We start from the raw sequence: 19,593 nt of genomic DNA on the forward strand, positions 1-19,593 counted from the left end.
GCCCATTGTTGCGGGCACCTCACCGCAACAACGCGGTCCATGGAAATAATGAAAACAGGAGATACCCCTTTGCGTCGTTTCTATCCGTGCATTCCAGGCATTGTTTGCTCCGGCACTCTTTACTCAACCCTTGTGGCCGCCGCTCTGACCTTCACCTCCCTGCCGGCCCAGGCTGAACACACCTGCCCGGAAAACAACGACTACCTGCAGCGTGAACAGGCGAAAACCCTGATTGCAGAACTGGTTTCCCAGGGGCAGGACGAAACGCGAGTGCGAGACGTTCTGGGGGGCGCGCAATGCCAACCCAAGATCCTCAAGTCCATCGCTCGCCCGGCGGAGCACACCCATACCTGGGCCACCTACCAGAAAATTTTCCTGCAGGAGAGCCGGGTACAGAAAGGCGTGGAATTCGCTCACACCCACGCCGACACCCTGACCCGTGCAGAGCAGACCTACGGCATCCCCCGGGAAATCATCCTCGCCATCATTGGTGTGGAAACCCGCTATGGGGATCACATGGGCACCTACCGCGTGGTCGATGCCCTGACCACCCTGGGCTACGATTATCCGCCCCGGGGCAGCTTCTTCCGCAAGCAGCTCAAAGCCTTGTTCGAACTGGAACATAACGCCCACATTGATGCCGAAAGCATCACCGGGTCCTACGCCGGCGCCATGGGCTACGGCCAGTTCATCCCTACCAGCTATCAAGCTTACGCGGTGGACTTCGACAACGACGGCGTTACCGATCTGGTCAACAACCCGGTGGATGCCATCGGCTCCGTGGCCAACTATTTCAGCGAGCACAACTGGAAACCCGGGTTGCCCGTAGCCGCCAGAGCACACCTGGATGGCGCCGGTTACGTACCCCTCGCCAAAAAAGGGTACAAGCCATCCTTTACCCTGGCACAGGCCAACAACGCCGGCGTCTCCGCGCTCAGCTGCAACGATGATCGACTGGTCAGTGAATACTGCTTTGACCTGCCCGCCAGCACCCGGGTCGCCCTGCTCGACCTGACCGGCACCGACGGCGCGGAATTCTGGCTGGCCACCGACAACTTCTATGTGATCACCCGCTACAATCACAGTCGCCTGTACGCCATGGCCGTGCTACAACTATCGCGACAACTGGCCGCCGCCCTGGAGGATAATCAATGAAACGTCTGGCTTGTGCCGTGATTACCTCAGCCTTCCTCAGCGCTTGTGCCACGGCACCCGGACCCGCTGGCGACAGCGAAACGCCTGCTGCCAATAATGGCGCACCAGGGTCGGATCGCTACAGCATCCACCAGGACACCGCGCCAGAAGAGCGTCGGGATATCTCCCAGCTGCCGGAACCGGTACCCAAAAAAGAACCCCGCAGCCGCTACGGTAATCCAGAGTCCTACAGCGTTTGGGGCAAGACTTATCAAGTATTGCCCCAAGCGGACGGCTACGTGGCAGAAGGCAAGGCCTCCTGGTATGGCCAGAAATTCCATGGCCACCGCACCTCCAGTGGCGAGTCGTTCGACATGTACCAGTTCACCGCCGCCCACCGCAGCCTGCCCTTGCCCACCTATGCCCGGGTCACCAATCTGGATAACGGCAAAAGCCTGGTAGTACGTGTCAACGATCGCGGCCCCTTCCATGAAGATCGCATCATCGATCTGTCCTGGGCCGCCGCTGTGCGCCTGGGCATCGAGCAGGCTGGCACCGGGCGGGTGCGGGTCGAAGCGATCAGCAGCCAGCAACAGCCGGACGGCCCCAGCAGCACCGTGCCCACCGCCGTGCGCGCCGCTGTGGACAGCCCGCCCCCTGCAGACGCGAACAGCAACGCCAGCACCCAAACAGACACTGCCGACAATAACGGGGCCAGCAAAGGCGGCAATCTGTTCCTGCAGGCCGGCGCTTTTTCGGACCAAACCAGCGCACAACAACTGCAACAGGAACTGATCAACCAGCTGGGCGTCGACACCCGGATACAGCACTCGGAGGGTGACCTGTTCCGGGTCTGGATCGGCCCCTACGAGAGCAACCAGCAGCGCCAGCAAGTGCGCGAGACGGTGGCCAATGCCGGTTTTGACCGGCCCATGCCCGTCAGCCCCTGAAAACGCCCATATCAGCCGTTTCTCCGGTTAACAGACCTGCGCCAGTCCTCTAGAATGCAGCCATCAAGTAATGGCACAACGCATCTTTATGGTCTTTATGGAATTTTTTGCCTTTTTCGTGTCCAACTACCCCTTCGGGCTCTTTCCCGGGCGGCGCCATGACACGACCGGCGCATTACTGATTCCCTGAACCATCCAAGGACAACCAACAGGCAGGATACCCATGCGTCCCCAGTCTTTCCGCTTTACCGTTTTTGCTCTCTGTGCCTTGCTCGGCACCGCCCTTTCCTTGCAAGCCCAGGCACAAATGGTCCCCCGTGCGCCGCAGATCGAAGCCAAGGGGTACCTGCTGATGGATGCCGCCAGCGGCCAGGTCATCGTCGAACACAATGCGGAACAGCGCCTGCCCCCGGCCAGCCTGACCAAAATGATGACCGCCTACATCGTCGAAGAAGAACTGCAGAAAGGCAACATCTCCGAAAAGGATATGGCACCGATCAGTGTTCAAGCCTGGCAAATGGGCGGCTCGCGCATGTTTGTCCGCGAAGGCACCCGTGTCCCGGTAGGCGACTTGCTTCGCGGCATCATCATCCAGTCCGGTAACGATGCCAGTGTGGCCATGGCCGAATACATTGCCGGCTCTGAAGATGCCTTCGCCGACCTCATGAACCAGCACGCCAATCGCCTGGGCATGGACAGCAGCCACTTCATGAATGCCACCGGCTGGCCGGCCGAAAACCATTTCACCACTGCCAAGGACATGGCAATCCTGGCCCGGGCCATCGTGCGGGATTTTCCTGACCACTACGACCTGTACGCCAAAAAGGAATTCACCTACAACGGTATCACCCAGCAGAACCGCAACCTGCTGCTGTGGCGCGACCCGACCGTAGATGGCCTGAAAACCGGCCACACCGACGAAGCCGGTTACTGTCTGGTGTCCTCCGCCAAGAAAGACAACATGCGGCTCATCGCCGTTGTCATGGGCACCGCCTCAGAAAGCGCCCGCGCCCGCGAATCCCAGAAACTGCTGACCTACGGTTTCCGTTTCTTCGAAACCTACAAGGCATACAGCGCCGGTGACGTACTCGACACCGTGGATGTGTGGATGGGCAAACAGGATCAGCTGCGTTTGGGCCTGGCGGAAGACCTGGTACTGACCATTCCCCGCGAAAGCCATGAAAACCTGAAAGCGGAAATCAGTGTCACCCCGCAACTGGAAGCCCCTATTCTGGAAGGCCAGCAGTACGGCACCCTGACCGTGCGCATGGACAACGATGTCCTGGTCAAGAAACCCCTGGTCGCGCTGGAACCCGTCGAGGAAGCCGGCCTTTTCACCAAACTCTGGCACCACCTGCTGCTGTTCTTCAAAGGCCTGTTCTGATCGCAGGACGCTTGACGCCAGTAGCCTGACGGCAGAGAAAACCGTCGCAGCCCGTATGGTACATACCACCCGCGCTGCGCCGGTTTTGCATCTGGGCCTGGCAGGTGCGCTAAACTGGTGCCGTCACTGTTACGTCGAGCCCTCTCACATGCCTCAGGTTTATCTCAACGGCCGCTTCATGGCCCCCGAAGCCGCACAGATCTCCCCAATGGATCGGGGTTTCCTGTTTGCGGACGGAATTTACGAGGTCATTCCTGCCTATAACGGCGTGTTGTTTCGTTTCGAGGAGCACCTGGCTCGCCTGGAACGCTCACTGACCGAGGTGGACATCCACAACCCCCATAGCCGCGAACACTGGCAGACCTTGTGTGATGAGCTATTGCAGCATAATGGCGGCGGCAATCTCTCGGTGTACCTGCAAATCACTCGTGGGGCCGCCGAAAAACGCGACCATGCATTTCCCTCCCCCGCCGTGACGCCCACCGTCTTCATGATGACCAGCCCAATCGCCGTACCTGCCGCCGACAGCCCGGATACCGCCGTCGGCGCCAAAGCCATCACGCTGGACGATATTCGCTGGGCCCGTTGCGACATCAAATCCGTTTCCCTGTTGGCCAACAGCCTGCTCCGCCAGCAGGCCGTGGCCGCCGGCGCGGCCGAAGCCATTCTGCTACGCGACGGCTTTGTCACCGAAGGCTCGGCCAGCAATGTCTTTGTAGTCAAAGACGGCAGCATTGCCACCCCGCCGAAAAGCCACGCCATTCTCGGCGGCATCACCCGGGACCTGGTGGTAGAGCTATGCCAGCAACACGGACTCGCACTGCAGGAACGGGAAATTACCGAGATGCAGCTGCGCCAGGCGGATGAAATCTGGATCACCAGTTCCACCAAGGAAGTGGTACCTGTGACCCACCTTAACGACGCTATAATAGGCAACGGCCAGCCAGGCCCTCAGTGGAGAATCCTGGCCCGGCACTATGTTCAGCACAAACGCCGGCTTTGCGGCCTTGATACCCCCGAAACACGAGACTGACAGGAGCAGCCCATGGCTATTCAGGAACACCTGTGGGAATTTCCCCATGACATGCAGTTAAAGGTCATGGGCGCCGTTGACGCCCCGCTCGAGGACGCCCTGATCGAGATTCTGACCACACATCTGGATGATTTTGACGCGGACAAACACCTGAGCAGCAAGCCCAGCAGCAAGGGCACCTTCATCTCCTTTACCGCACAGGTGACCATGCGCAACCGGGAGCAGGTGGAAGCCATCTACAAGGCGCTCAACGATTCACCCCACGTGAAAATCACCCTGTAGCCAAAGCGCCCGGCCGAATACCAAAACCACAAGCTACCAGCGCACAAAATCATTGTGCACTGGATCGCATATTGGCATTACACTGCGTTACTCACCGTCACAGCCCGACACTGAAGCACCACCAAGCCACAATAGGTTTGGAACGAACGTCCCCGTAATGTTGACCGCATAACAACAACACGGGGATAACCGCCATGAAAACACTGTCACTGCTATGTCTGTGCAGCTGCCTGCTGGTACTCACCGCTGTTGAAGTACAGACCACCACCCCGAATCACGTCAGCGCCCGCACGACCAGCGCCCTGCCAGCCTCAAAAAACATCATTCCAGCCATGCCCCGCAACCCGGGTATTCTGCAAAGCGTTCACGGCACCCCTGTGCATTTCGACGCCTTCCAGACCATCAATCTCAACGATGATGACGGCATTGAGTTCGGCATCAGCGTCAAGGAACTGAATCTTCATCTTGTTAACCAGCGGACAGGGAATCGTCTCATTTAAGTCAGGATACTTCTGGTTCAATTGTTGTTACCCCGTGAGGGGTCTGCCTTCAGCCCGGCATTTTGCCGGGCTTTTTTATGCCGCTCTGCGGCCGCAACACAAATGCAAAATGTAGGAGTTCCCTTCCAGGGGACTAACCACCCTGCAAAGTGGCAAAGCGCTCGATTCGCCTTTTAACCGGTGATCATTAATCGCTCCGCTCATACTCCAGCCCCTACGGGGCTACGTGCGTATCCTCGCTTCGTTCGGTTCGTCCCCTGGAAGGGAACTCCTGCAGCGTCTTCGTAGACAGGTCGATGTTTTAGTTCCATCAAGCGTAGCTCGTCGCTTCTGGTGTGTAGCGTGCACCAAGCCTTATACTTTCCCCATGGACGCATTGATTCGCTACTTTCCCCAGGTTGACTACGACCCCTGCTGGCAGGCCATGCGGGATCTCACTGATCACCGTAACGCCCAACAGAACGACGAACTATGGGTGCTGGAACACCCCCCGGTCTTTACCCTGGGGCAGGCAGGCAAGCCTGAGCATGTGCTCAATGCGGGGGACATTCCGGTGGTAAACAGTGACCGTGGCGGGCAGGTCACCTACCACGGCCCCGGCCAGACAGTGATTTACCTGATGCTGGATATCAAACGCCTGGGCCTGGGCAGCCGCGGCCTGGTAACCGCCATTGAGGAAGGCATTATCGATTTCCTTGCCAGCCTGGGCATTGAGGCCGTGAACCGGGATGACGCCCCCGGGGTCTACGTGAACGGGGCCAAGATCGCGTCCCTGGGGCTGCGCATCCGCCGTGGCGCGACCTACCACGGGCTGGCCATCAACCGGGACATGGATCTGGCACCCTGGCAGCGCATCAATCCCTGCGGCCACGTGGGCCAGCCCATGACCACCTTGCAGGCACAGGGAATCAACCTGGATCGCCCTGCCCTGGAGCAACAACTGGTGACGTTATTAACCAAACGTCTGGGGCTGACACCCCGGACAGCGCCCCCACCAGACTGGTACAATGCCCCTCAGGAGAACGTCACCACTGGCAGCGATCCTGACAGTGCCCTGACACCGCAGTCCAAGAGACTGTAGCCCACAGACACAGATGCCTGCCCCACCCTTTCGGCAGCACCCGACGGCAATGGAAACCCCATGAGCGAACAGGCCCAAGCCAAACGCAAAGTGCAAATCGGTGACAAACTGCGCGGCGCCGACAAGGTCCGCACCATCCCCATGGTCAACGAAGAAAGCGGCTATCAACGCAAGCCGGACTGGATTCGTGTGCGCGTTCCCGCCAACGGGGAGATCCAGCGCATCAAGTCGCTGCTGCGCAAGCAGAAACTGCACACCGTTTGCGAAGAAGCCGCCTGCCCCAACCTGCCGGAATGCTTCGGCGGCGGCACCGCCACCTTCATGATCATGGGCGACATCTGCACTCGCCGCTGCGCATTTTGCGACGTAGGCTTTGGCCGCCCCAATGCCCTGGACGCGGAAGAGCCCCTGCATCTGGCAGAATCGGTGGAAAACCTGGGCCTGAACTATGTGGTCATCACTTCCGTGGACCGGGATGATCTGGCCGACGGCGGCGCAGAACATTTTGCCGAATGCATCCGCCAGGTACGCACGCGCACGCCAGACACCCGCATCGAGATTCTCACTCCGGACTTCCGCCCCTGCCTGGATACCGCCGTGGAGATTCTCAGCGAGACCGCACCGGACGTGTTCAACCACAACATTGAAACCGTCCCGGAACTGTACAAGCACATCCGCCCCGGTGCCCGATACCAGCACTCACTGGATCTGCTCAAGCGCTACAAGGCGCTGCGCCCGGACGTGAGCACCAAAAGCGGCATCATGGTGGGGCTGGGCGAGACCTTTGAACAGGTCATCAACACCATCAAGGATCTGCGCGCCCACGACGTGAACATGATCACCATTGGCCAGTACCTGCAGCCGAGCAAGCATCACGCCCCGGTGGAACGCTTTGTGCACCCGGACGAGTTCCGCGAATACGCCCGCGTAGCCAACGAGCTGGGCTTTACCTCAGTGGCTTCCGGCCCCATGGTGCGCAGCTCCTATCATGCTGATTTACAACATAAAGGCGTCGATGTGGGGCTGCACAAGCCCTGAGCCTGCGGCCACGCCACCGGGCGTGGCCGTTTAAATTTACATTTCCCACACTGTCGGTCCACTGACCCGGCCGCGGCTTTGCATTACGCTAGCGTTCAGTTCAACCCGCGTTTACCCCGGCGGTTGTTGCCGTTACGATTTTGAAGGTCCCCGTGTCATGCCGAGAAGTGCAGTCCGCAGACAATCCCCCGCGTTTTTCTTGTTGGCCATGTCCCTGGTCAGCACCCTGCTTGCTCGCCCCCTACAGGCGGAAGTACCTGCACCGGTGATGGCCCCCGTGCTGGATGTGGCAAAAGAGCTGCAACTGCCCGAAACCGATCTGGCCGTGGCCTCGATTCCACTGGATGGCCCCGGAAAGGCCCGCTTCATGAACGCCGATATGCCATTGAACCCCGGCTCCATCATGAAGGTCATCACCACCTACGCCGCCCTGGAATTGCTCGGCCCCACCTTTCAGTGGCACACCCGCCTGTATACCGATGGCACCATTGAAGGCGAAACGCTGAACGGCAACCTGTATTTTGTCGGCAGCGGCGACCCCAAACTCACCGAGGAACGGCTGTGGCTGTTACTGCGGGAATTGCGCGCCATGGGCGTCACCCACATTGCCGGCGACCTGATTCTCGATGGCAGCGTTTTCAACCTGCCCAACGGCATTGCCGACTTCAACGATGACGGCGACAACCCCAATGCGCCCTTTCTGGTGGAGCCCAACGGCCTGCTCACCAACCTGAATGTACTGCGCATTCGTGCCCGTGCAGACAACCGGGGCATCCACACCTGGACCGAGCCCGCGCTGGACGGCATCGCCATCGACAACCAGCTGGTGTTCCGCGACTACGGCCGCTGCCCGCGACGCTATCAATTCGACTATGAACCCGTTGTGGCAGAAAACGGCACCACCACGATTACCGTCACCGGCGTACTGCCCAAAGGCTGCAGCACCAGCAGCTACCTGTCCGTGCTCAGCCAGCAGGACTATACCGGTGCCCTGCTGACCAGCCTGTGGCAACAGCTGGGCGGCACCCTGGCCGGCACTACCCGGGAAGGCCTGCGCCCCCGGGAGGACACCGAACTGCTGGTGACCACCTCCTCGCGGGATCTGGTCACCATGGTCCGCGATATCAACAAGTGGAGTAACAACGTGATGGTGCGTCAGGTGTTCCTGACCTTGGGCGCCAAACGTCGCCAGCCCGGAGACAAGGATGATCTGGCCGCTGCAGAACGGGAAATCCGTGCCTGGCTGGCCAGCAAAGGCATCGACAACCGGACCATGGTGTTTGAAAACGGCGCTGGCCTGTCACGCATCGAACGCATCACCGCCCGACAAATGGCGCTGTTGTTGCAGCATGCCTGGGAAAGCCGCTTTGCCGCAGAACTGATCGCCTCCCTGCCACTGGTGGCCATGGATGGCACCATGCGCCGCAGGCTGGGCAACGCCGATATGGCCGGCATGGGCCACATCAAAACCGGCTCGCTGCGTAATGTCCGTTCCATTGCCGGCTTTACCCGTGATGAGGACAACACCACCTGGGCGGTGGTCGCCATGGTCAACAACCCCCGCGCGTGGCAAACCGAACCGGTACTGGACGCCTTTATTGAACAGGTGCACCTGTCGACCCGTCCACCCAGCATCAGTACCGCCAGCCAATAAAGGCACCGCCCCGTCTTGCCATGATGGTCACGGGGTTCTCTGCTATGCTCCCGACACACTGATACGTCTTGCCGCGCACCACTCAACGCAGCTCGAATTCACATCGACAACATGTGTTGGGACATGACAGAGAGCTTCTTATGATTACTGTGCATCACCTGGAAAACTCCCGTTCCCTGCGTATCGTCTGGTTGCTGGAGGAACTGGGACTGGACTACGAGATCAAGCATTACGCCCGCAACCCGAAGACCATGCTGGCCCCGGCCGAATTGCGCGAGATTCATCCTTTGGGCAAGTCCCCGGTCATCACTAACGGCGACACCGTCATTGCCGAATCCGGCACCATTATCGAATACCTGGTGCAGCGTTATGGCAACGGCCAATGGCAACCCGCCCCCGATGATGACCAGTGGCTGAACTACCGCTACTGGCTGCATTATGCCGAAGGCTCATTGATGCCCCTGCTGGTCATGAAGCTGATCTTCAGCCATATCGCCAAAGCCCCCATGCCTTTTTTTGCCAAACCCATCGCCAAAAAAATCAGCGGCAAGGTCACCGGCACCATGCTGGACCCGCAGCTGAAAAATCACCTGGCCGTCATTGAACAGCACCTGGCAACGCAGACCTGGTTTGCCGGCGACAGCCCGTCCGGGGCCGACATCCTGATGAGCTTTCCCCTGCAGGCGGCTTCTGCCCGTGCGGACCTGAGCCAGCTGCCTTCGATCCAGCGCTTTGTGGCACAGATGGAAGCACGCCCGGCCTACCAGAAAGCGGTGGAACGGGCCGGCCCGCTGACGCCCATGCGTTAAATGCCACAACCACCGGAAGATGCGATTCTGACCAGCTGGGCGGCGAATGCCGCCCCCTGGATTGCCCTGCTGCAAGGCAGTGGCATCGCCAGCCGCCAGACCACCAATCCGGCAATCATCAATGCCATTAGTCGCTACCAGCCAGACTCGGTGCTGGATGTGGGCTGCGGCGAAGGGTGGCTCTGCCGGGCACTGGCCGCAAAAGAAAGCGCCCCGCCCCCTGTGATCACCGGCGTGGATGCCATTCCGGCACTGGTGGAAAACGCCCGGGCACAACACTCCGACGGCACCTACCTGTGCAGCGACTACACGCAATTACCCAACGCACTGAGGGGCCAGACATTTGCCGTCATCGTGTGCAATTTTTCACTCTTCGGCGAGGATTCCGTTGCGCAGTTACTGGCAACGCTAAAACACCACCTGCGCGCGGGCGGCACCCTGCTGATACAAACCCTGCATCCCCTCATGGCCTGCAACGGAGACTACCGTTCAGGCTGGCGGGCCGGTAGCTGGGCCGGATGCAGCGACACCTTCCAGAGCGCCCCACCCTGGTATTTCCGCACGTTGTCGGACTGGCTGGCGCTTCTTCAGCAACAGGGTTGGCACGTTCATATGGAAGAACCCCTGGATCCGCAAACGCACACGCCATTGTCTGTCATCTTCCACGCCCGCAGGCCATAACCCTCCCGCTCCGACCTGCTACAGTAATCCCACAAGCCATAACAAAGTCACGATGGTTAACCTTGCCCGTGCTTTATAGGATTGCCACAGAATCGTTCGCACTCCAACAATAATCACAGTGTGGCTGCCCCATGATACTGCTCTATTTTGCTGTCAGTTTTCTTCTCGGCCTGTTGCTTCTGCAAGGCCTGAACCGGCTCCTGCGCATCCCTTTTTCAACCACAAAGACTCCGTCGGCCATTAGCGTTCAGCAACCTGCCGATCGGGCCGCCGACGTTGATAACACCCTTCCCGCACTGAACCTGGCGCTGTTCTCCACCCGGCAACCCGCACAACACCGTTAATCGCCGCCCCCTGAAGATGGCGAGCCAACACAAATATTCAAAAACTGTTAAACCAGCGAACCAAACGGCAAAAGCGTATTCTAAGCAGTAATACAGAAGGGAAACCTGCAAGGGAGTGATGTTCATGAAGACTTATTTCGCCGCCGCCGTTCTCGGCTGCACCGTCGCGTTTTCCGGCTGCCAGAGCCAGCCCGAAACGCCGATCAACCCCACGGCCCAAAAAGAGATCTACAGCGGGATGCTCCCCTGTGCGGACTGCTCCGGCATCCGTACCACTCTGACCCTGTACCGGGATCAGTACGACAGTCCCACCCGCTTCGAGCTGCGAGAAGAGTACATGAGCGGCTCCACCGTGAAACTGAATGCCGTGGAACGGGGTGACTGGGCATCGCGCAAATACCAGGAAGGCGTTACCCAGGAAGATGTCTACACTATCAACCCCGAGGCCGATGACGACGCCCAACGCCAATATCTCAAGGACGCGGTCAACGCCATTGAACAACTGGACCAGTCCGGCAACCGGATCGAATCGAACCTGAATTACCGTTTGCTCAGCAAATAATCCGTATCGGTGAAACAAAAAGGCGCTTCGGCGCCTTTTTCGTGCCCGGCTCCCTTGTCAGCCTTTTACCTGCGGCATTTTGCCGCTACCTGTGAATACATCCCAAATAGGAATGACTTGCATTAAGAGGGTGAAACTCTTAGTATTACGAACCCTATTCAACCCTTGACGCTAATGTAATTGCCGCGCGCTACCCTGTGGCTCCCTGTCACCAGGCTTCCATTATTACGCGGTAGACTACATAAGCCTTTGTGCACCCAAGACCGGGCACCTGATCATTTGCCCATAGCTGGAGTTTTCCATGCCCCCAATTTCCCTGCACTTGCCGGAATGGTTTGTCAGTGGCGGCGCCACCATGTGGGTCCTCGCCCTGTTGTCCGTGATTGCCCTGGCCACGCTGATTTCCAAGATCCTGCAATTTGCCCGTATCCGCCCCGGCAACAGCCGCCAGGCGGACCAGCTGCTCAATGCTCTGCGTCAGGGCAAGCAACCCGGCGAGCCGGCTGGCAAACTGAACAGCCCCATCGACCGGGTTCTCTGGCAGTGCTGGCAAAACCGTAATCTGGACGAAGCGGCCTGGCAGGAAGAAAGCCTGCGCCTGGCGCGCAGCGGCCTGGATGAGTTGCGCGGCGGCCTGCGGGTGCTGGAAGTGATCAGCGCCATCGCCCCGTTGCTGGGCCTGCTGGGTACCGTATTCGGCATGATCGGCGCTTTCCAGGCATTGGAAACCGCCGGCTCACAGGTGGATCCGTCCATTCTTTCCGGCGGTATCTGGGAAGCCCTGCTCACCACCGCCGCCGGCCTCACCGTGGCCATCCCGACTCTGGCCGCATTCCACTGGGCCGACCGCAGCATTGAGCAATGCCGCGAAAAAATGCAGGACCGCTTGTCCCGCCTGAAAGTACTGCGCAACAACCACACGGCTCCCGAACCTCTGGAAGAGGATCGCGACCCGTCGGTGTCGCATGCATATTGAACCGGAGCGTCATCGCACGCCCTTTATCAGCCTGACACCCCTGATTGATGTGGTGTTCATCCTGCTGGTGTTCTTTATGCTTGCCACCCGTTTCGGGCAGTACCATGACTTGCCCGTGAACGTGCAGCCGGCGGACAGCACCGAGCAGCCGGATGAACACTGGCTGGTGATTGAAGTGCAGGCCAGCGGCATGCTGACCCTCAACGGGGTCAGCTTTACCCCGGCGGCCGTAGCCGACCGCCTGGACACCAGCAAGACCAAGGTGTGGGTCACCGTGAATCCGGACGCCACCCTGCAACAGGCACTGACCGCCGTGGATGCCATGAAGGCCGCCGGCGTTCGCGATGTCCAACTGGAGCTGTTGCCATGATGATCATGGAAACCTCATCACGCAGACCGCCCCTGGAGCCGGTACTGCCACTGATCAATGTGGTCTTCCTGCTGTTGATCTTCTTCATGCTGGCCGGGCAATTGGCCAAGCGCCCCACCGTGGCAGTCGAAGCCCCCATGAGCCAGACCGCCAACGGCGAAGAAGCCCGGGACAAGCTGCTGCTGGTAATGCAGAACGATGGCCAATGGTTTGCCGAAGACAGCGCCGAGCCGCTCAGCGACGAGGCACTGCTGGCCCTGCTCGGTGACAAACCCGAAGAAGCGGAAGTGCGCCTGCTGGCCGACGCCGGGGTCACCATGCAGGCCCTGCGTGGCCGCCTGGAAACCCTGCAGGGCATGGGTGTAGAACAGGTTCGTCTGGTCACCCAGAGTGACGCAGCCGCTGAAAGCGCAAGCGAGGAGGCACCATGAAACCTCGCATTTTTTCCGCCTGGGTTCTCCCTTCCGCCTGGATTGTCTCCATTCTGGTTCACGTCAGTGTACTGTTTACTGTGGGCGCCATGACCCTGGCCGGCGGCCGTCCGGCCAAGCCCGGCGTGAGCGAAATTGCCATCAACCTGTCGGCACCACCGGCCCCGAAAGCGGCCGCGCCAGCGCCACAGCCCAAGGCCCAGCCTGCGCCGCAGCCCAAACCGAAGCCCAAACCCAAAGCAAAGCCGAAACCCAAGCCCAAACCGGTAGCGAAGCCCAAACCGAAACCGGAACCCAAGCCTGAGCCGACGCCCGAACCGCAGGTAGCAGAAACCAAGCCGACGGAAACCCCGGATGAGAGTGTCAACGAAGAGGCCTCCACCCAGCCGCTGACCCAGGGCGCCAAGGGTATGGCAGGCGACCCGGGCAAAGGGGTCCATCAATCCGGCGATACGGAAAACGCGCTCAACAAGTACCTGGCCAAAGTCCGCGATACGATTGACTACAACAAGCAGTATCCGCACCGCGCCAAGATGCGCCGCCAGCAAGGAACCGTGAAAGTGTCCTTCGTGATCAACGCCTCCGGCCGCGCCGAGCAGGTGGAGATCACCGAGAGCTCCGGTAGCCGCATCCTCGACCGGGCCACCAAGGAACTGGTGTCACGCCTGCGCTTTGATGCCCCGCCCAAGGAGCTGGATAGCAGCAGCGTTCCCGTGCATGTCATCGCACCGGTAGACTACGACCTGAGCAACAGCTGAATCGGGCGGTGACCCACTTCACCGCCCGCAGTTGATCCCCTTCCCGCCAGTCATTACTGTTTAAAGCGGTAACGTGAAACCGCTGGCGGATCCGCATACAGTCAGCGTCACGTTTTCTGTCGGATTACCAAGGAAGGTCTGTGAGCCCATTAACTCTGGCATTACTTCTCAGCCTGGCCGCCGGCCTCAGCATGGCGGTTGGCGCGCTGATCGGCGTGCAGCAGCATATCGCCAGAAGCTGGCTGGAGCAGGAAGTCCGCCACGGCGTAATTGCCTTCGGCGGCGGCGCCTTGCTGGCAGCCGTGGCACTGGTACTGGTCCCGGAAGCGGTGAAACACCACAGCCCGTTTTCCGCCACCGTGTTGTTTGTCAGTGGCGGGCTGGTGTTCATGCTGATCGACCGGGCGCTGGCAAAACGCGGCGGCGCCATGTCACAGCTGCTCGCCATGCTGCTGGACTTTGTGCCCGAAGCCATCGCCCTGGGCGCCGCGCTGGCCAGCGGCGGCAGCCAGGCCTACCTGCTCGCCTTCCTGATCGGCATGCAGAACATGCCCGAAGGGTTCAACGCCTACCGGGAAATCTACAACAGTGATGGCAATACGCTGTCCAAAAGCCGCATCGTGCTGGCCTTTGCCGGCATGGCACTGCTGGGGCCACTAAGCGCCTGGTTAGGCTTCGAGGTGTTGGTGGAACAACCCTTTATTCTCGGCGGCATCATGCTGTTTGCCAGTGGCGGGATTCTTTACCTGACCTTTCAGGATATTGCCCCGCAAGTGCCACTGGAAAAACACTGGATGCCCGCTCAAGGCGCCGTCGCCGGCTTTGCATTAGGGTTGGTGGGGCATCTGTTGGTGCAATAAAAGCAGCGACCAGCACTGAGCTACTAGCTTCGAATGCCGTACGGACTGGAAGCTCATGGCTCATAGCTCGATGCTGATTTACTCCCCCCAGCGTTTCACCAGGGTCTGCTCCAGGCCGAGGTGATCAAGCAACCGTGCGACCATAAAATCCACCAGATCGTCCACGCTTTGTGGCTGATGATAGAAACCCGGCGCCGCAGGCATGATAGTGACACCGAGGCGGGAAAGTTTGAGCATGTTTTCCAGGTGAATGGCGGAAAACGGTGATTCGCGGGGCACCAGAATCAACTTGCGCCCTTCCTTGATCGCCACATCCGCAGCGCGCTCAATCAGGTTATCACTGGCGCCCGTGGCAATGGCAGACAGGGTGCCGGTGGAACAGGGACACACCACCATCGCCGCAGGCGCACCACTGCCGGAGGCAACCGGAGCAGTCCATTGTTCCAGCCCGCAGACGACCAGCCGGCCCTTGTCGGTCTTTACCCACTCACGCAGAGCCTGCTCGGCCTGCCCGGTGCCAGCCGGCAGCTTCAGTTCGGTTTCCGTCCCAATGACCACCCGTGCAGCCTTGGACAGCAGCACAAACACCTCGCATTCCGCCTCCAGCAGGCACTGCAGCAAACGCAGCCCGTAGGGCGCCCCGGAAGCGCCGGTGAAAGCAAGCGTAACCCGTTGCGTCATGAACCCATCCCGACACCTCTGGCCATCATCGCGGCCAGAATCGGCATCAATATCACCAAATGAATTTCCGCCACCAGCACGCCGCGCAGGTTGCGTTGCAGCTTGTCATCAATTTCCGGCACGTGGCCGGCTTTTACCGATTTACGCCACCCCAGCAGCACCTTGGTGGGATACAGGCTTAGCAAGGCGATCAGCACAAACAGCGTGACCTTGCCATGGAACCAGGGGTTCGCCAGATAAAAATCCCAGCCTTTTTCTGTCCAGCCGGCCCGGGCCAGACCACTGATCAACACCACCAATGCCGACAGGCCATAGCCGATATCCAGCCACAAGAGCGTACGAATATTGCGTTCATTGATGCCGGTACGCCACAGCAACAGCTCACCATACAGACAAGCAAACAACATCAGAATGCTGAGGTAATGGACCGAAGCCCAGAGTACAGACCAGAACATGGCAACCTCCTTGAAACCGCATCACGCCGCATGCTTCAAGCTACAACGCGTATTCGCTTGTACTGTTCACAAACCTGGCCCCCGCGAATAAAGTGAGGGCGCGGACATGGCCATTCATAACATGAACAGCCAGAACGCGTTGCCGCTTGTGGCGTGCAGCGTTTATTCAGCCAGCGCATCCAGCAGCTTCTGGTGAATACCACCAAACCCGCCGTTGCTCATCACCACCACATTCAACGGCTCACCTTTGTGGCTCACTACTTTGGCCACAATTTCATCCAGCGACTCACTGACCGATGCGGGCACTGGCGACTCGCTCAGTACCGAATCCAGCGACCAGTCCAGGCCCGGCGGTTGATACCAGATTACCTCATCGGCACAGCCTGTGCTGCCTGCCAATGCCGCCTTGTGATTTCCCAGACGCATGGTGTTGGAGCGAGGCTCAATGATGGCGAGAATTTTGCCGTCGCCTACCTTGCGCCGCAGCCCATCCAGGGTCGTCGCGATGGCCGTGGGATGGTGGGCAAAGTCGTCGTAAACCCGCACCCCGGCTACCTCGCCGCGCAGCTCCATGCGCCGCTTCACACCCACAAATTCCGATAGCGCCGCCGCGCCATCAGCCAGGGTCACTCCTACATGGCGTGCTGCCAACAGCGCTGCCATGCCATTGTTCACACTGTGACGGCCAGTCTGGTCCCAGTGCACCTGCGCCACCGGCTGGCCATTTCCCAGGACAGTGAAGACCGAACCATCGTCCTGATCCAGCCGATAGCCCAGCGCTTCGTCTTCGCCGAAACGCTCCACTTCACTCCAGCATCCCCGATCCAGCGTCTCCTCCAGTGCGGTTTCACCGTGGGGCAGAATCAACCGCCCGGTGGACGGGACGGTGCGAATCAGGTGATGGAACTGGGTCTGGATTGCCGCCAGATCCGCAAAGATATCCGCGTGATCAAATTCCAGATTATTGAGAATCACGGTACGCGGGCGGTAGTGAACAAACTTGCTGCGCTTATCAAAGAAGGCGGTGTCGTATTCATCCGCTTCCACCACAAAAAAAGGCGTCTCCCCCAGTCGCGCCGACACCCCGAAATTGCCGGGCACACCGCCAATCAGATAACCGGGATTCAGGCCCGCATATTCCAGGATCCAGGCCAGCATGGAACTGGTGGTGGTCTTGCCATGGGTGCCGGACACCGCCAACACCCAGCGCCCGGGAAGCACCACTTCTTCCAGCAACTGCGCCCCGGAGGTATACGGCAAGCCACGATCCAGCACCGCTTCCACCGCCGGATTCCCCCGACTCAAGGCATTACCCACTACCACCAGATCCGGCGCCGGCTCCAGCTGGGCCGGATCGTATCCCTGGGTGAGGGTGATACCGGCCGCCTCCAGCTGATCACTCATGGGCGGATAAACATTCTGGTCACTGCCGGTGACGTGGTGCCCCTGGGCCTTGGCCAGCTGCGCCAGCGACCCCATGAAGGTGCCGCAAATACCGAGAATATGAATATGCATGGGAAGGGACTGCCAACATTTAAATTCCCTGCACCATAACGGCAAGGGCCCCCAAGGTGAAGTGCCTGCTCACCGGAATAAGCTATTCCCCCGGCTCCCCGGCACCGACCAGCACCCGGTTTTGCCGCGAATGGCTGAGCATGGCGGACGGCGGCATACCCAGCATGCTCTGAAAGACATGGGACAAATGCGACGAATCGGAAAACCCCGCCGTCAGTGCCGCATCCGTGAGCGAGCTGCCCGTGGACATCATCGTCGAGGTCACAAACAAGCGGTGCCAAAGGCGATAACGGCGAATGGGAATCCCCGTGGCCTCCTTGAACACGCGCTGCAGGCGTGCTCCTGACAACCCCACCTGGCGAGCAAGATCCTCATTGGAATAATTCTGCGCCGGGTCCGAACGGATCAGCTCGATAATGCGGGCAATGCGCGCATCCGGCATGAATCCCTCTACAGTCGTATCCGCTGCGGGGAAAAGCAGATCCGCCAGCAATGCATACACCTGATCTGCCTCCAGGCTATCGCGATACGCCTGCGTTAATACCGACAACTGCTTGTCCTGCAGCGCAGAAGCAAAGTAAGAACCGGATTCGTGCCGCTGCATCAGGCGCTGATGAAACAAATAATCCCGGCCCAGCGGATCCAGAAAACAGCAGCCAATCTGTTTTCCCTGCGAATCGGCAGAAAACGAAATACCGGCAGGCAACAGCAGCGTTCGTGCACGAAATGTCTCGCCGTTCACCTCTAACAACACATCATCTTCCAAACCGAACAAAAGGGTATGTGCCCCGGCGGAAAAGGTAATGCGTCGCTCGAGATAACCAACGTAGAGCGTCCTCAAACGCCATAGATACAGCGTGGAAGGCGGCATTACGTCTTGCCCGTTCGCGTTATTATTTTTGTCGTTCATATTGTTATTCTCGACCGAAAAAGCAGCCTTCCAGGACAGACTGCGTCGAAAAAGCACCGCCTGTGAATCCCGTCACAGGGCGAGAAAATCCAGATTCAACCACGCCCCATTCCTACAAGTCAGTATCACCAAACCTTCATATAGTCCAGTCGTCGACACAAAAACCCGCAGCCATGGCGCCGGCTGCCATCTAATAAATAGGAGAAAATCATGTCGATCATCGCCCGTGGCCTGCTCATGGTCACCGCTCTGATATTGAGCACCAGCCAGGCCCATGCCTGGTCCTGGTTCGGAAAAGACACACGCTACGCCGACACCCGCTACCCCATCGTTCTGGTGGGCGGCATCATCGCGTTCGATGACATTGCCGGTATCGATTATTTCTACGGTATCGCCGATGACATGCGCGACTACGGTGCGGATGTGTACGAAAGCAACGTCAGTGCCCTGCAAAGCAATGAATACCGTGGTGAAGAACTGATTACCCAGATCGAAAACTACCTTGCCGTCACCGGCGCGCAGAAAGCCAACCTGATCGCTCACTCACAGGGCGCCCCCACCGCCCGCTATGTGGCAGCAGTGCGCCCGGATCTGGTGGCGTCGGTTACCTCCGTGCACGGTGAGAACCGCGGCACCCGGGTTGCCGATATCGTTCGTGGAGTACTGCCCGAAGGCAGCGTATCGGAAGGGCTGGCCGACATGATCGCCGGCGGTTTTGGCGCCCTGTGGGAAATGGCATCCGGCGGCCCCAATGCCAATGACCAGTCCGCCACGGCAGTACTCGCCGATTCCACCACCGCAGGCATGGCCGCGTTCAATCAGCGCTACCCCCAGGCCATGCCCAGCTCCGCCTGTGGCACCAGCGGCCAGCATTCCGTCAATGGTGTGCGCTACTGGTCCTGGGGCGGTACCGGCGTACACACCAACCTGTTCGACCCCTTCGACAGCCTGCTGGTCACCGTCACCCAGTTTGCCTTCCCCTCCGGCGTCAAACATGACGGCGTATTGCCCCTGTGCGGCATGTACCTGGGCAAACCCATCCGCCATAACTATCGCCACAACCACGCGGATGCCATCCGCCAGCTGTTCGGCCTGATGGGCTGGGAAACCGACCCGAAGACGTTATACCGCAATCAGGCCAACCGCCTGAAAAACGCTGGCCTGTAACGCAACCATCCCCGCAGG

Annotated in this window: 23 protein-coding genes; 19 read left to right on the forward strand and 4 right to left on the reverse strand. The window is 59.5% G+C overall.

The window, feature by feature from the left end; genetic code table 11:
* Positions 1 to 48 precede the first annotated feature (48 nt).
* The 18 genes from mltB to ADG881_RS06010 all read left to right on the forward strand — a co-directional run bounded on the left by mltB (position 49) and on the right by ADG881_RS06010 (position 14,847).
* Positions 49 to 1,155 (forward strand): lytic murein transglycosylase B, encoded by a 1,107-nt coding sequence (gene mltB, locus ADG881_RS05925; RefSeq protein WP_232211693.1) that lies wholly within the window; start codon positions 49 to 51, stop codon positions 1,153 to 1,155.
* Complete coding sequence (locus ADG881_RS05930; protein ID WP_007149344.1) at positions 1,152 to 2,084, forward strand: septal ring lytic transglycosylase RlpA family protein; 933 nt, start codon at positions 1,152 to 1,154, stop codon at positions 2,082 to 2,084. Before mltB ends, ADG881_RS05930 begins: the two co-directional genes overlap by 4 nt.
* A gap of 223 nt (positions 2,085 to 2,307) precedes the next feature.
* Entirely contained in the window at positions 2,308 to 3,468 is a 1,161-nt protein-coding gene (locus tag ADG881_RS05935; protein ID WP_007148788.1) for a D-alanyl-D-alanine carboxypeptidase family protein, read from the forward strand.
* 148 nt (positions 3,469 to 3,616) lie between these two features.
* Entirely contained in the window at positions 3,617 to 4,501 is an 885-nt protein-coding gene (gene dat / locus ADG881_RS05940) for a D-amino-acid transaminase (RefSeq protein ID WP_007151142.1), read from the forward strand.
* Between the two features lie 12 nt (positions 4,502 to 4,513).
* Entirely contained in the window at positions 4,514 to 4,783 is a 270-nt protein-coding gene (locus ADG881_RS05945; RefSeq protein ID WP_007148441.1) for a YbeD family protein, read from the forward strand.
* Between the two features lie 194 nt (positions 4,784 to 4,977).
* A complete protein-coding gene (locus ADG881_RS05950; protein WP_007149699.1) occupies positions 4,978 to 5,283 on the forward strand; it encodes a hypothetical protein in 306 nt (101 codons plus the stop codon).
* 367 nt (positions 5,284 to 5,650) lie between these two features.
* Entirely contained in the window at positions 5,651 to 6,364 is a 714-nt protein-coding gene (gene lipB, locus ADG881_RS05955; protein ID WP_007148533.1) for a lipoyl(octanoyl) transferase LipB, read from the forward strand.
* 60 nt (positions 6,365 to 6,424) lie between these two features.
* A complete protein-coding gene (gene lipA / locus ADG881_RS05960; RefSeq protein ID WP_007149951.1) occupies positions 6,425 to 7,402 on the forward strand; it encodes a lipoyl synthase in 978 nt (325 codons plus the stop codon).
* A gap of 157 nt (positions 7,403 to 7,559) precedes the next feature.
* Entirely contained in the window at positions 7,560 to 9,056 is a 1,497-nt protein-coding gene (gene dacB / locus ADG881_RS05965) for a D-alanyl-D-alanine carboxypeptidase/D-alanyl-D-alanine-endopeptidase (RefSeq protein ID WP_039926318.1), read from the forward strand.
* 140 nt (positions 9,057 to 9,196) lie between these two features.
* The gene (locus ADG881_RS05970) at positions 9,197 to 9,865 is read left to right on the forward strand and encodes a glutathione S-transferase (RefSeq protein ID WP_039926320.1); all 669 of its coding nucleotides are present in this window, start codon (positions 9,197 to 9,199) and stop codon (positions 9,863 to 9,865) included.
* Positions 9,866 to 10,546 carry a bifunctional 2-polyprenyl-6-hydroxyphenol methylase/3-demethylubiquinol 3-O-methyltransferase UbiG gene (locus ADG881_RS05975; RefSeq protein WP_007150610.1) on the forward strand — a complete coding sequence of 227 codons (681 nt, stop codon included), beginning with the start codon at positions 9,866 to 9,868 and terminating at the stop codon, positions 10,544 to 10,546.
* A gap of 131 nt (positions 10,547 to 10,677) precedes the next feature.
* Positions 10,678 to 10,890 carry a hypothetical protein gene (locus ADG881_RS05980; protein ID WP_007150329.1) on the forward strand — a complete coding sequence of 71 codons (213 nt, stop codon included), beginning with the start codon at positions 10,678 to 10,680 and terminating at the stop codon, positions 10,888 to 10,890.
* A gap of 124 nt (positions 10,891 to 11,014) precedes the next feature.
* On the forward strand, positions 11,015 to 11,452 hold the full coding sequence (locus tag ADG881_RS05985) for a copper resistance protein NlpE (RefSeq protein ID WP_156790353.1): 438 nt from the start codon (positions 11,015 to 11,017) through the stop codon (positions 11,450 to 11,452).
* A gap of 301 nt (positions 11,453 to 11,753) precedes the next feature.
* Positions 11,754 to 12,428 (forward strand): MotA/TolQ/ExbB proton channel family protein, encoded by a 675-nt coding sequence (locus tag ADG881_RS05990; RefSeq protein WP_007148675.1) that lies wholly within the window; start codon positions 11,754 to 11,756, stop codon positions 12,426 to 12,428.
* Positions 12,418 to 12,798: a biopolymer transporter ExbD gene (locus ADG881_RS05995; RefSeq protein ID WP_007151015.1), complete on the forward strand. Its 381-nt coding sequence runs from the start codon at positions 12,418 to 12,420 to the stop codon at positions 12,796 to 12,798. The genes ADG881_RS05990 and ADG881_RS05995 overlap by 11 nt, the downstream gene beginning before the upstream one ends.
* The gene (locus ADG881_RS06000) at positions 12,795 to 13,229 is read left to right on the forward strand and encodes a biopolymer transporter ExbD (protein ID WP_007150524.1); all 435 of its coding nucleotides are present in this window, start codon (positions 12,795 to 12,797) and stop codon (positions 13,227 to 13,229) included. The genes ADG881_RS05995 and ADG881_RS06000 overlap by 4 nt, the downstream gene beginning before the upstream one ends.
* A complete protein-coding gene (locus ADG881_RS06005; protein ID WP_007149907.1) occupies positions 13,226 to 13,987 on the forward strand; it encodes an energy transducer TonB in 762 nt (253 codons plus the stop codon). Before ADG881_RS06000 ends, ADG881_RS06005 begins: the two co-directional genes overlap by 4 nt.
* Before the next feature lie 140 nt (positions 13,988 to 14,127).
* Positions 14,128 to 14,847, forward strand: a complete 720-nt coding sequence (locus ADG881_RS06010; RefSeq protein ID WP_007148840.1) for a ZIP family metal transporter — start codon at positions 14,128 to 14,130, stop codon at positions 14,845 to 14,847.
* A gap of 78 nt (positions 14,848 to 14,925) precedes the next feature.
* Here the strand turns inward: ADG881_RS06010 and ADG881_RS06015 are convergent, their stop codons facing one another.
* From ADG881_RS06015 to ADG881_RS06030, 4 genes are all read right to left on the reverse strand, one after another.
* Positions 14,926 to 15,528, reverse strand: coding sequence for a flavin prenyltransferase UbiX (locus ADG881_RS06015; RefSeq protein WP_007148405.1), 603 nt, complete (start codon positions 15,526 to 15,528; stop codon positions 14,926 to 14,928).
* Complete coding sequence (locus ADG881_RS06020; protein ID WP_007148455.1) at positions 15,525 to 15,983, reverse strand: DUF2214 family protein; 459 nt, start codon at positions 15,981 to 15,983, stop codon at positions 15,525 to 15,527. The genes ADG881_RS06015 and ADG881_RS06020 overlap by 4 nt, the downstream gene beginning before the upstream one ends.
* Positions 15,984 to 16,145: 162 nt before the next feature.
* Positions 16,146 to 17,498: a UDP-N-acetylmuramate:L-alanyl-gamma-D-glutamyl-meso-diaminopimelate ligase gene (gene mpl, locus ADG881_RS06025; protein ID WP_007150440.1), complete on the reverse strand. Its 1,353-nt coding sequence runs from the start codon at positions 17,496 to 17,498 to the stop codon at positions 16,146 to 16,148.
* Between the two features lie 82 nt (positions 17,499 to 17,580).
* Positions 17,581 to 18,408, reverse strand: a complete 828-nt coding sequence (locus ADG881_RS06030) for an AraC family transcriptional regulator (protein WP_232211694.1) — start codon at positions 18,406 to 18,408, stop codon at positions 17,581 to 17,583.
* 210 nt (positions 18,409 to 18,618) lie between these two features.
* Here ADG881_RS06030 and ADG881_RS06035 point away from each other — a divergent pair, with 210 nt between their 5' ends.
* The gene (locus ADG881_RS06035) at positions 18,619 to 19,575 is read left to right on the forward strand and encodes a triacylglycerol lipase (RefSeq protein ID WP_007148500.1); all 957 of its coding nucleotides are present in this window, start codon (positions 18,619 to 18,621) and stop codon (positions 19,573 to 19,575) included.
* Positions 19,576 to 19,593 lie beyond the last annotated feature (18 nt).

Source organism: Alcanivorax sp. DG881, from assembly GCF_000155615.1.
In the GTDB taxonomy this organism is placed as follows: domain Bacteria; phylum Pseudomonadota; class Gammaproteobacteria; order Pseudomonadales; family Alcanivoracaceae; genus Alcanivorax.

Bases quoted from the DNA above. Each gene is read 5' to 3' on its own strand.
- mltB (WP_232211693.1), top strand. From the start codon at position 49: ATGAAAACAGGAGATACCCCTTTGCGTCGTTTCTATCCGTGCATTCCA.
- ADG881_RS05930 (WP_007149344.1), top strand. From the start codon at position 1,152: ATGAAACGTCTGGCTTGTGCCGTGATTACCTCAGCCTTCCTCAGCGCT.
- ADG881_RS05935 (WP_007148788.1), top strand. From the start codon at position 2,308: ATGCGTCCCCAGTCTTTCCGCTTTACCGTTTTTGCTCTCTGTGCCTTG.
- dat (WP_007151142.1), top strand. From the start codon at position 3,617: ATGCCTCAGGTTTATCTCAACGGCCGCTTCATGGCCCCCGAAGCCGCA.
- ADG881_RS05945 (WP_007148441.1), top strand. From the start codon at position 4,514: ATGGCTATTCAGGAACACCTGTGGGAATTTCCCCATGACATGCAGTTA.
- ADG881_RS05950 (WP_007149699.1), top strand. From the start codon at position 4,978: ATGAAAACACTGTCACTGCTATGTCTGTGCAGCTGCCTGCTGGTACTC.
- lipB (WP_007148533.1), top strand. From the start codon at position 5,651: ATGGACGCATTGATTCGCTACTTTCCCCAGGTTGACTACGACCCCTGC.
- lipA (WP_007149951.1), top strand. From the start codon at position 6,425: ATGAGCGAACAGGCCCAAGCCAAACGCAAAGTGCAAATCGGTGACAAA.
- dacB (WP_039926318.1), top strand. From the start codon at position 7,560: ATGCCGAGAAGTGCAGTCCGCAGACAATCCCCCGCGTTTTTCTTGTTG.
- ADG881_RS05970 (WP_039926320.1), top strand. From the start codon at position 9,197: ATGATTACTGTGCATCACCTGGAAAACTCCCGTTCCCTGCGTATCGTC.
- ADG881_RS05975 (WP_007150610.1), top strand. From the start codon at position 9,866: ATGCCACAACCACCGGAAGATGCGATTCTGACCAGCTGGGCGGCGAAT.
- ADG881_RS05980 (WP_007150329.1), top strand. From the start codon at position 10,678: ATGATACTGCTCTATTTTGCTGTCAGTTTTCTTCTCGGCCTGTTGCTT.
- ADG881_RS05985 (WP_156790353.1), top strand. From the start codon at position 11,015: ATGAAGACTTATTTCGCCGCCGCCGTTCTCGGCTGCACCGTCGCGTTT.
- ADG881_RS05990 (WP_007148675.1), top strand. From the start codon at position 11,754: ATGCCCCCAATTTCCCTGCACTTGCCGGAATGGTTTGTCAGTGGCGGC.
- ADG881_RS05995 (WP_007151015.1), top strand. From the start codon at position 12,418: ATGCATATTGAACCGGAGCGTCATCGCACGCCCTTTATCAGCCTGACA.
- ADG881_RS06000 (WP_007150524.1), top strand. From the start codon at position 12,795: ATGATGATCATGGAAACCTCATCACGCAGACCGCCCCTGGAGCCGGTA.
- ADG881_RS06005 (WP_007149907.1), top strand. From the start codon at position 13,226: ATGAAACCTCGCATTTTTTCCGCCTGGGTTCTCCCTTCCGCCTGGATT.
- ADG881_RS06015 (WP_007148405.1), bottom strand. From the start codon at position 15,528: ATGACGCAACGGGTTACGCTTGCTTTCACCGGCGCTTCCGGGGCGCCC.
- ADG881_RS06020 (WP_007148455.1), bottom strand. From the start codon at position 15,983: ATGTTCTGGTCTGTACTCTGGGCTTCGGTCCATTACCTCAGCATTCTG.
- mpl (WP_007150440.1), bottom strand. From the start codon at position 17,498: ATGCATATTCATATTCTCGGTATTTGCGGCACCTTCATGGGGTCGCTG.
- ADG881_RS06030 (WP_232211694.1), bottom strand. From the start codon at position 18,408: ATGAACGACAAAAATAATAACGCGAACGGGCAAGACGTAATGCCGCCT.
- ADG881_RS06035 (WP_007148500.1), top strand. From the start codon at position 18,619: ATGTCGATCATCGCCCGTGGCCTGCTCATGGTCACCGCTCTGATATTG.